Genomic DNA, 11,062 nt, shown 5'->3' on the forward strand with positions numbered 1-11,062 from the left:
CCCGGCAATCGCCGGGCCATTTTTTACACTTCCAGATAGTTCAGTATACCGTCTGCCGCCTTACGGCCTTCGGCAATTGCCGTCACCACCAGGTCAGAACCACGAACGATATCACCACCGGCGAAGATTTTCGGGTTGCTGGTCTGGAACGCATTGTCGCTGCCTTCTGGCGCGATAATACGACCCTGTGAATCCAGCTCAACGCTGTGCTTCGCCAGCCACTCCATGCTGTGAGGACGGAAACCGAACGCCATGACGACCGCGTCAGCCGGGATCACGTGCTCAGAACCAGCCACGATCTCCGCGCGACGGCGGCCTTTGGCATCCGGGGCACCCATCTCGGTGCGCGCCATCTTCACGCCGCTCACTTTACCGTTGGCATTCACTTCAATACCCAGAGGCTGGATGTTGAACTGGAACTCCACGCCCTCTTCACGCGCGTTTTTCACTTCGCGTTTTGAGCCCGGCATGTTCTCTTCGTCACGACGGTAAGCACAGATTACGTGCGCCGCGTTCTGACGAATGGAGGTACGCACGCAGTCCATCGCGGTGTCACCACCGCCCAGTACCACCACGCGTTTGCCTTCCATGCTGACGTAAGGCTCATCGGCCGTTTCGCCATATCCCATGATCTGCTTGGTGTTGGCAATCAGGAACGGCAGCGCGTCGTACACCCCTGGCGCGTCTTCGTTCTCGAGTCCGCCACGCATGGACTGATAGGTACCCACGCCCAGGAACACGGCGTCGTAATCCTTCAGCAGATCGTCGAGCTGCACGTCGCGGCCCACTTCCACATTCAGTTTGAACTCAATGCCCATGCCGGTGAAGATTTCACGGCGACGGGTCATAACCTCTTTCTCCAGCTTGAAGGCCGGGATACCGAAGGTCAGCAGGCCGCCGATCTCCGGATGACGGTCAAAGACCACCGCCTTCACGCCGTTACGGGTCAGGACATCTGCACAGGCCAGGCCCGCCGGACCCGCGCCGATGATCGCCACGCGCTTGTCGGTTTGCTTCACGCCGGTCATATCCGGACGCCAGCCCATCTCAAACGCTTTATCGTTGATGTAGCGCTCAATGTTACCGATGGTCACCGCGCCAAACTCGTCGTTCAGCGTACAGGAGCCTTCACACAGACGGTCCTGCGGACACACGCGGCCGCACACTTCTGGCAGGGTGTTGGTCTGGTGAGAAAGCTCGGCGGCTTCAAAAATACGCCCTTCGTTGGCCAGCTTCAGCCAGTTAGGGATGTAGTTATGGACCGGACATTTCCACTCACAGTAAGGGTTACCGCAGGACAGGCAGCGGTCTGCCTGTGCTTTGGCCTGGCCTTCTGAAAACGGCTCATAGATTTCTACAAATTCAATTTTACGGATCTTCAGCGGTTTCTTTGGCGGATCAACACGCTGCAGGTCGATAAACTGGTATACGTTCTGGCTCATCTGAATTCCTTACTGCGCCTGCACACGCAGCTCTGCTGCGCTACGACTACGGTGACCCAACAGGGCTTTAACATCGCTGGACTTCGGTTTAACCAGCGCGAATTTCGCAGAGAACGCTGGCCAGTTCGCCAGGATCTCTTCGCCGCGCGAAGAACCGGTATGCTGCACGTGTTCGGTAATCAAACCGCGCAGGTGTTCTTCGTGGATCGCCAGCGTATCAACGTCCAGCACTTCCACCAGCTCCGGGTTCACGCGTTTGCGGAACTCACCATCTTCATCCAGGACGTATGCAAAACCGCCCGTCATGCCTGCGCCAAAGTTCACGCCGGTTTTCCCCAGCACGCAAACAATCCCGCCCGTCATGTATTCACAGCCGTTATCACCAATGCCTTCCACCACGGTGATAGCACCGGAGTTACGCACCGCAAAACGCTCACCCGCACGGCCCGCGGCAAACAGACGGCCACCGGTCGCGCCGTAGAGACAGGTGTTACCGATGATGCTGGCTTCGTGACTGCGGAAGGCAGAGCCCACCGGAGGACGCACCGCCAGCAGACCACCCGCCATGCCTTTACCGACGTAGTCGTTAGCATCGCCAGTCAGGTAAAGCTCAACGCCGCCGGCATTCCACACGCCGAAGCTCTGACCCGCCGTACCGCTGAAGTGCGCGGTGATCGGATCCGCTGCCAGCCCCTGATCGCCGTGCGTTTGCGCGATGTAACCAGAGAGCGACGCACCCACAGAGCGGTCGGTGTTGCGGATATCAAACCAGAACGTTTTGCTCTGCTTCTCATCCACATATGGCTTCGCCTGCTGCAGCAGCTGCGCGTTCAGCACGCCATTGTCGAACGGCGGGTTGTTCTCGGTGCAGTAGACCGCCTTACCTGGATGCGGCTCGGCCGTTTCCAGCAGCTTGCCCAGATCCAGTTTCTGCTGTTTGGCAGTGAAACCGTCCAGCTCTTTCAGCAGGTCGGTACGGCCAATCAGATCCACCAGACGTTTTACACCCAGTTGCGCCATCAGCTCGCGGGTTTCACGGGCGATGAAGTCAAAGTAGTTTGTCACTTTGAACGGCAGGCCGTGATAGTGGTTCTTACGCAGCTTCTCGTCCTGGGTTGCAACGCCGGTCGCACAGTTGTTCAGGTGGCAAATACGCAGGTATTTACAGCCCAGCGCAACCATCGGGCCGGTACCAAAGCCGAAGCTTTCCGCACCCAGAATCGCCGCTTTGATGATGTCGAGGCCGGTTTTCAGGCCGCCGTCCACCTGCAGACGGATCTTATGACGCAGACCGTTTGCCACCAGCGCCTGTTGGGTTTCCACCAGGCCCAGCTCCCACGGACAACCCGCGTATTTCACGGAAGAGAGCGGGCTTGCACCGGTGCCACCGTCGTAGCCGGCGATGGTGATGAGATCCGCATAGGCTTTCGCCACACCGGTCGCGATGGTGCCGACGCCCGGTTCGGAAACCAGCTTCACGGAGATCATCGCTTTCGGGTTGACCTGTTTCAGGTCGAAAATCAGCTGCGCCAGATCCTCGATAGAGTAGATATCGTGGTGCGGCGGCGGGGAGATCAGCGTCACGCCCGGTACCGAGTAACGCAGTTTGGCGATGTACGGGGTGACTTTATCACCCGGTAACTGACCGCCTTCGCCCGGTTTTGCCCCCTGAGCGACTTTAATCTGAATGACGTCGGCGTTGACCAGGTACGCTGGCGTTACGCCAAAGCGACCAGATGCCACCTGCTTGATACGGGACACTTTATTGGTGCCGTAGCGGGCAGGATCTTCACCGCCTTCACCGGAGTTAGAGTTACCGCCGATGCTGTTCATCGCTTCGGCCAGCGCCTCGTGGGCTTCCGGGCTTAATGCGCCGATGGACATCGCAGCGGTGTCAAAGCGTTTGAACAGCTCAGACGCAGGCTCTACGTCGTCGATGCTGACCGCTTCATCACCTGGGTTCAGCGCCAGCAGATCGCGCAGCGTGGCTGCCGGGCGGTTGTTCACCAGCTCAGCATACTGCTGATAATCGCTGTACTCGCCGCTCTGGACGGCCTGCTGCAGCGTGCGCACCACGTCCGGGTTGTAGGCGTGATACTCGCCACCGTGAACGTACTTCAGCAGACCACCTTGCTCCAGCGGCTTACGTGCCAGCCAGGCGCGCTTAGACAGGTTCACCAGATCCTGCTGGAAGTCGGCAAAACCGGCTCCACCGATGCGGCTGACCACGCCCTGGAAGCAGAGGTTTGCCACGTCGTTATGCAGGCCAACCGCTTCAAACAGCTTCGAGCAGCGGTAAGAGGCGATGGTCGAGATGCCCATTTTGGACATGATTTTGTAGAGACCTTTGTTGATGCCGTTACGGTAGTTCAGCATCACGGTACGGTAATCTTTGTCGATCGCGCGGGTGTCCACCAGACGAGCCAGCGTTTCGTAGGCAAGGTATGGATAGATCGCCGTCGCACCAAAGCCTAACAGCACGGCAAAGTGGTGCGGATCGCGTGCGCTTGCGGTTTCAACAATGATGTTGGCGTCGCAGCGCAGGCTCTTATCGACCAGACGCGTCTGGATAGCCCCCACCGCCATTGGCGCAGGTACCGGCAGGCGGTTCTTCGCAATATTACGGTCAGACAGCACCAGCAGAACGGTGCCGTTACGCACCATCTGTTCCGCTTTGTCACACAGCGCGTTCACCGTCTCTTCGAGGGTCGCTTCGGTCACGTCGAAGGTGATATCGAGCGTGTCAGCGCGGTAGTGATCCTCTTTCAGCGTGGTGAGCTGTTTGAAATCGGAGTAAAGCAGGATCGGAGATTTAAAGGTCAGGCGGTGAGCCTGGCCTTCTGCCTCGCAGAAGACGTTCATCTCGCGACCAATGCTTGTTGCCAATGACATGACGTGGGCTTCACGCAGCGGGTCGATTGGCGGGTTGGTCACCTGTGCAAACTGTTGACGGAAGTAGTCATAAATTACACGTGGCTGACTGGAGAGCACGGCAAACGGGGTATCGTCACCCATGGAGCCGACAGCCTCCTGACCGTTTTCACCAAGCACGCGGATGACGGAATCCAGCTCTTCCGCACTGTAGTTAAACTGCTTCTGGAAGCTTGCCAGCGTATCGTCGTCCAGCTCGCGGCTGCCCACTTCTTCATCCGGCAGATCTTCGAACGGTACCAGACGGCGCACGTTTTTCTCCATCCACTCTTTATAGGGATGGCGGCTCTTCAGATCGTTGTCTGTTTCAGCGGAGTGCAGAATACGCCCACCGCGGGTATCGATAACCATCAGCTCGCCCGGCCCAACACGGCCTTTCTCAACCACTTCGTCAGGCTGGTAATCCCAGATACCGACTTCTGAGGCGCAGGTGATGAGCTTGTCTTTGGTGATGACGTAGCGCGCCGGACGCAGACCGTTACGGTCCAGGTTACAGGCGGCAAAACGACCGTCGGACATGACGATGCCCGCCGGGCCATCCCATGGCTCCATGTGCATGGAGTTAAAGTCAAAGAATGCGCGCAGCTCCGGATCCATATCCGGATTGTTCTGCCAGGCCGGTGGCACGAGCAGACGCATGGCACGCACGATATCCATGCCGCCTGCCAGCAGCAGTTCCAGCATGTTATCCATGGAGCTGGAGTCAGAGCCGGTTTCGTTAACGAACGGCGCAGCATCATGCAGGTCCGGGATCAGCGGGGTCTGGAACTTATAGGTACGGGCGCGCGCCCACTGGCGGTTACCGGTGATGGTGTTGATCTCGCCGTTGTGTGCCAGATAGCGGAACGGCTGTGCCAGCGGCCAGCGTGGAACGGTGTTGGTGGAGAAGCGCTGGTGGAACAGGCAAATGGCCGATTCCAGACGCAGGTCCGCCAGGTCCAGGTAGAAGCGCGGCAGGTCAGCCGGCATACACAGACCTTTATAGATGTTCACCAGGTTCGAGAGGCTACAGACGTAGAACTCTTTATCGTCCTGGAGACGTTTTTCAATGCGGCGGCGGGCAATAAACAGACGGCGTTCCATATCACGTGGACGCCAGCCCGCAGGCGCATTAACAAAAATCTGTTCAATACGAGGCAGCGAGGAGAGGGCGATTTCACCGAGCACCCCTTCGTTGGTTGGCACATCGCGCCAGCCGACAATAGACAGGGTTTCACGCTGAAGTTCTTCTTCAACGATGCGGCGTGAGGCGGCAGCTTTTTCAGGATCCTGATTCAGGAACAGCATACCGACAGCGTAGTTTTTGGCTAAACGCCAGCCGCGCTCTTCCGCCACGATACGGAAGAAACGATCCGGTTTTTGCAGCAGCAGGCCGCAACCGTCGCCGGTTTTACCATCGGCAAGGATGGCACCACGGTGCTGCATACGGGCCAGTGCGTGAATAGCAGTACGCACTACCTTGTGGCTAGGTTCGCCTTCTATGTGGGCGATCAGGCCGAAACCACAGTTATCCTTCTCAAGGGATTTATCGTACAACATATCAGTGAACCTCCCCAGGCTCGTCGGGCTTCCCACTGAACCGTGGCGCACAGGCACAGAAAGAGCATGGCGACGGGGTTTGCGTTTCATACGCGGACCTCGCATTCGCCCTCTTTTCATCCTTTCGCGCAGGTAAACAAGTTTGAGGACTTGCTTCAGAGGGAATCTCAATTACTGCATAAATATGATGAGCAGGCCGCTCATCCAGAAAGCTTCCAGCGGATTTCCAACTTATCGGGAATTGGTACACAGGTCAAATGGCAATCTTATTTATACAAAAATGTGCTATAGAGAAGATAATGTATTGTATTTAAAAGATATTTAACTATTTTTACAACCACTAAGCGCCCTGCGAAGTCGCAGCGGAGTGTGATCTGACTCACTATATGAAAGCGGTATTATTGATGCAGCGTGCTGAATGCCGGTTTTTTTACAGGATAATAAACTGCTGTGCGGTTTAAACCCGCATAAAGTCACTGTTTTTCAGTGCTGGCGTTATAAATAAAAAAAACAATCAGAACATAAGGAAAAGTAATCACATTTGGTGTGAATGAAATTGCAGTAATCTTGAGTAGTTATTCAAATAGATAAAGGCCAGCCAGGGCGATTGATCCAGGTCATCGCCGATGGTGGCTAAAAATGGCAGGCTTGTCCCCTTTCTTCGGGACGGTCTATCAGATTATGCAGTTACAGAAATTAGTCAATATGTTTGGTGGGGATCTTTTGCAGCGCTACGGGCAAAAGGTTCACAAGCTGACGCTGCATGGCGGTTTTAGCTGCCCGAATCGCGATGGTACGCTCGGGCGCGGCGGCTGCACCTTCTGTAACGTGGCCTCCTTTGCGGACGAGGCGCAGCAGCATAAATCTATCGCGGAACAGCTCGCGCATCAGGCCCGTCTTGTGAACCGGGCAAAGCAGTATCTGGCCTATTTCCAGGCCTACACCAGCACATGGGCGGAAGTGCAGGTGCTGCGTTCGATGTATCAGCAGGCGGTTGCTCAGGCGAACATTGTCGGGCTGTGTGTCGGTACGCGTCCGGACTGCGTGCCCGACGCGGTGCTGGATTTACTCAGCGAGTATAAAGAGCAGGGCTATGAGATCTGGCTGGAACTAGGCCTGCAAAGCGCGCATTACAAAACCCTGCACCGTATTAATCGCGGCCATGATTTTGCCTGCTATCAGCGCACCACCCGCCTGGCCCGCGAACGTGGCCTGAAAGTCTGCACGCATCTGATTGTCGGCCTGCCGGGAGAAGGGCAGCAGCATGGCCTGGAGACGCTGGAAAAAGTCGTTGAGACAGGCGTGGACGGGATCAAGCTGCACCCGCTGCATATTGTGCAGGGCAGCATTATGGCCAAAGCCTGGCAAGCCGGGCGGTTAAACGGCATCGCACTCGACGAGTATACGGTAACGGCAGGGGAGATGATCCGTCATACGCCGCCCGAGATTGTCTATCACCGTATCTCCGCCAGCGCCCGCCGTCCAACGCTTCTGGCACCGCTGTGGTGTGAGAACCGCTGGACGGGGATGGTGGAGATTGACCGCTATCTGCATGAGCACGGTGTGCAGGGCTCGGCGCTGGGACGGCCGTGGGTCGCTCCGCTACCGGCGGCGACCGCCTAACAGACTCCCCAGCATGCCGCGCACTATCTGATTCGTGACCTGCCGCGCGGCGCTTTTCGCCATCGTCTGTACAACGCCATCGCGCTTGCCGCCGCGCGGCCCGGTACTGCCAAACAAAATGTCTTTCAGCCCACCCAGAATGCCGTCATCCACCGCGACTGACTGCCCCCTGGCGGGTGGGGCGTCCTGCGAGTCGGTGGTGGCCTGTACCCCTTTTTGCAGCATCTCGAAGGCAGATTCGCGATCCACTTCATCTTCGTATTTCCCGTAAACCGGGGAGTGGTTAATCAGGCCGTTGCGCTCATCGTCCGTTACCGGCCCCATTCGCGAGCAAGGGGCAATCACCATGGCGCGTTCCACAATGGACGGACTGCCTTTGGCATCCAGGAAGGAGATCAGCGCTTCACCGGTACCCAGCGCCTGAATCGCCGCTTCGGTATCAAAGGCCGGGTTCGCGCGCATGGTTTGTGCGGCAGCTTTGACGGCTTTCTGATCTTTTGGCGTAAAGGCGCGCAGGGCATGCTGGACGCGGTTACCGAGCTGCCCCAGCACGTTATCGGGGATATCCGACGGGTTTTGCGAAACAAACCACACGCCGACGCCTTTGGAGCGGATCAGCCGGATAACCTGCTCGATCTTGTCGAGCAGCACCTGCGGCGCATCGTTGAACAGCAGGTGCGCTTCGTCGAAGAAGAACACCAGCTTCGGCTTCTCAAGGTCGCCCGCCTCCGGCAGCTGTTCGTAAAGTTCAGAGAGCATCCACAGCAGGCTGGCGGCGTAGAGTTTCGGCATCTGATAGAGCTTCTCTGAGCTCAGAATGTTGATGATGCCTTTGCCGTTGCTGTCAGTGCGCATCCAGTCTTTGATATCGAGCATCGGCTCGCCGAAGAAATGTTCTGCACCCTGTTGCTCCAGCGTCAGCAACCCGCGCTGAATGGCCCCCACGGAGGCACTGCTGATGTTTCCGTACTGGTTCTGGAAGGATTTAGCGTTATCGCCGATGTATTGGGTAATGGCGCGCAGATCTTTGAAATCGAGCAGCAGCAGCCCCTGATCGTCGGCAATACGGAAGATGATGTTCAACACCCCGGACTGGACATCGTTGAGATTCAGGAGACGGGCCAGCAGCAGCGGACCAAGATCGGAGACGGTGGCACGTACCGGATGACCTTTCTCACCAAAGATATCCCAGACAACTACCGGGTTGTTGTGCGGCGTCCAGTCATTGACGCCGATATTTTTCAGACGCTCAAGGAGTTTTTCTGAGGGTGCTCCCTCCTGAGCCACACCGGTTAAATCGCTTTTTACATCGGCCATAAAGACCGGCACGCCAATCTCAGAGAGCGATTCGGCCAGTTTCTGCAGGGTAACGGTTTTCCCCGTCCCGGTGGCGCCGGTGATCAGGCCGTGACGGTTCGCCATCGCAGGCAGTAAAAACAGCTCTTTCTCCAGCGTCCTGGCAATTAACAATGGTGTACTCATGATACTCATCCTCTCTTAGTCCTGGGTGGAGTATAGGCAACCTGACGGCAAAATGGCGTTAAAAATTCCTTACTTTGCGGCGTATTACCCAGCGCGGACTATGCTTTTGCATACGGTTCACAACAAGTTGAGAATGTATGTCCAGATTCTTTTTTAATAATCGCAAACAACTGGTCAACGATGCTATTGAAGGCATTCTGATTTCTGCTCCGCACGGTAACCTCGTCAAGCTTGATGTTGATCCTGCCATTCGCATTGTGGCCCGCAGCGACTGGGACAAGAGCCGCGTGGCGGTGATCTCCGGTGGTGGTTCCGGCCACGAGCCCGCACACGGCGGGTTTGTCGGCAAAGGGATGTTGACGGCAGCAGTGTGTGGCGATCTGTTCGCCTCGCCGAGCGTGGATGCGGTGCTGAATGCCATTGTGGCGGTGACGGGCGACCGTGGCTGCCTGCTGATCGTTAAAAACTACACCGGTGACCGCCTGAATTTTGGTCTGGCGGCAGAAAAGGCGAAACGCTACGGCCTGAAGGTGGAGATGGTCATTGTGGCAGACGATATTGCGCTGCCGGACAACAAACAGCCGCGCGGCATTGCCGGTACGGCGCTGGTTCATAAGATCGCGGGTTATGCCGCAGAGCACGGAAAATCGCTGAGTGAAGTGCGTGATATTGCGCAACAGGCCTGCGATAACCTCTGGAGCCTGGGCGTTGCGATGCAAACGTGTAACCTGCCGGGAAGCGACGAGGAAGAAGGGCGCATTAAGCAAGGTCATGTCGAGCTGGGTCTGGGCATTCATGGTGAGCCGGGGGCTTCCGTCGTGGATACGCAGAACAGTAAAGCGATTATCGACACGCTGGTGACGCCGCTCAAGGCGAAGGCGGGTGACGGGCGCTTCGCAGTGTTGATCAATAACCTGGGGGGCGTATCAGCGCTTGAGATGGCTCTGCTCACCAAAGAGCTGGCCCACTCGGCACTGAAAGATAACCTGGCGTACCTGATTGGCCCGGCACCGCTGGTGAGCGCCCTGGATATGAAGGGCTTTTCGCTGACGCTGCTGAAGCTAAACGATCTGTTCGAAAAAGCCCTTCATGAAGAGGTTGAGACGCTGGGCTGGCAGAAGCCGGTGGCGTTTGCCCCGCTGCGTACCCAGGAGCATAGCGCGATCCATGACCGCGTGGAGTTTACCCCGTCCGCAAATCCGCAGGTGGGCGAATATGTCTCTGTGGTGACAAAGACGTTGATTCAGCTGGAAAACCGTCTGAACGCGCTGGATGCGAAAGTGGGGGATGGTGATACCGGATCCACCTTTGCGCAAGGGGCGCGGGAGATTGCGCAGCGTCTGGAGGAGAATAACCTTCCTCTTAGCGACGTGTCGACATTACTTCTGCTGGTGGGCGAGCGTCTGGCAACGGTGATGGGCGGATCGAGCGGCGTATTAATGTCGATCTTTTTCACGGCAGCCGGACAAAAGCTGCATGACGGACAATCGCTTGCGGATGCATTGCTGAGCGGGCTGGCACAGATGAAGCAGTATGGCGGGGCCGATCTCGGCGATCGCACGCTGATCGATGCGCTACAGCCGGCGCTGGAGACGTTACAGAAAAACGATCTTCAGGCGGCGGCGCAGGCGGCACAGCAGGGCGCAGAGGCAACGGCCAGAATGGGCAAAGCGGGCGCGGGACGTTCGTCGTATGTGAATAAAGAGAATCTGGATGGGGTAATGGATCCGGGAGCGGTCGCGGTGGCAGAGGTGTTTAAGGCCATGGTAGAAGCAAAACGGTAACAACCGTTACCGTTTTTAGTGTTTGCGCCCTCTCCCTGTGGGCTGAGGGATCCCCAGTAATTTTTTTACCGAAAGCGACGAAAGTTGTTTCAGGAAAATGAATGATTTACAGCGACGCCCTGGTCCGGCTGTAAATCGCTGAGGCGTTTCCTGCAGGCCGGGGCGAGGCGCATGGATGCGCCGAGAGGGCGGCTTTACAGGGACGTTACATCCGCCCGTCCCCGATAAGCCGGAAGGAATAAGCCGAGGGCACCGCGAAGG

At 57.1% G+C, this 11,062-nt stretch carries 5 protein-coding genes; 2 read left to right on the forward strand and 3 right to left on the reverse strand.

The annotated features are described in order from the left end of the window. Nucleotides 1-23 precede the first annotated feature (23 nt). Together gltD and gltB are read right to left on the reverse strand one after the other, a co-directional pair. Nucleotides 24-1,442 carry a glutamate synthase subunit GltD gene (gene gltD / locus AK59_RS0116555; RefSeq protein ID WP_013098959.1) on the reverse strand — a complete coding sequence of 473 codons (1,419 nt, stop codon included), beginning with the start codon at nt 1,440-1,442 and terminating at the stop codon, nt 24-26. Nucleotides 1,443-1,451: 9 nt separating this feature from the next. Then, a complete protein-coding gene (gltB, locus tag AK59_RS0116560; RefSeq protein ID WP_013098958.1) occupies nt 1,452-5,912 on the reverse strand; it encodes a glutamate synthase large subunit in 4,461 nt (1,486 codons plus the stop codon). Between the two features lie 681 nt (nt 5,913-6,593). Here gltB and AK59_RS0116575 point away from each other — a divergent pair. Further along, a complete protein-coding gene (locus AK59_RS0116575) occupies nt 6,594-7,535 on the forward strand; it encodes a TIGR01212 family radical SAM protein (protein ID WP_156037806.1) in 942 nt (313 codons plus the stop codon). Here AK59_RS0116575 and AK59_RS0116580 read toward each other — a convergent pair. After that, nucleotides 7,515-9,017: a helicase HerA-like C-terminal domain-containing protein gene (locus tag AK59_RS0116580; protein ID WP_029883275.1), complete on the reverse strand. Its 1,503-nt coding sequence runs from the start codon at nt 9,015-9,017 to the stop codon at nt 7,515-7,517. The genes AK59_RS0116575 and AK59_RS0116580 overlap by 21 nt on opposite strands. A gap of 137 nt (nt 9,018-9,154) precedes the next feature. On the opposite strand from AK59_RS0116580, the gene AK59_RS0116585 reads away from it, so the two are divergent. Beyond that, the gene (locus AK59_RS0116585) at nt 9,155-10,801 is read left to right on the forward strand and encodes a dihydroxyacetone kinase subunit DhaK (protein ID WP_029883276.1); all 1,647 of its coding nucleotides are present in this window, start codon (nt 9,155-9,157) and stop codon (nt 10,799-10,801) included. The last annotated feature ends 261 nt before the right edge of the window (nt 10,802-11,062 follow it).

Origin of the sequence: Enterobacter sp. T1-1 (assembly GCF_000710795.1) — a bacterium.
Classification (GTDB): Bacteria; Pseudomonadota; Gammaproteobacteria; order Enterobacterales; family Enterobacteriaceae; genus Enterobacter; species Enterobacter cloacae.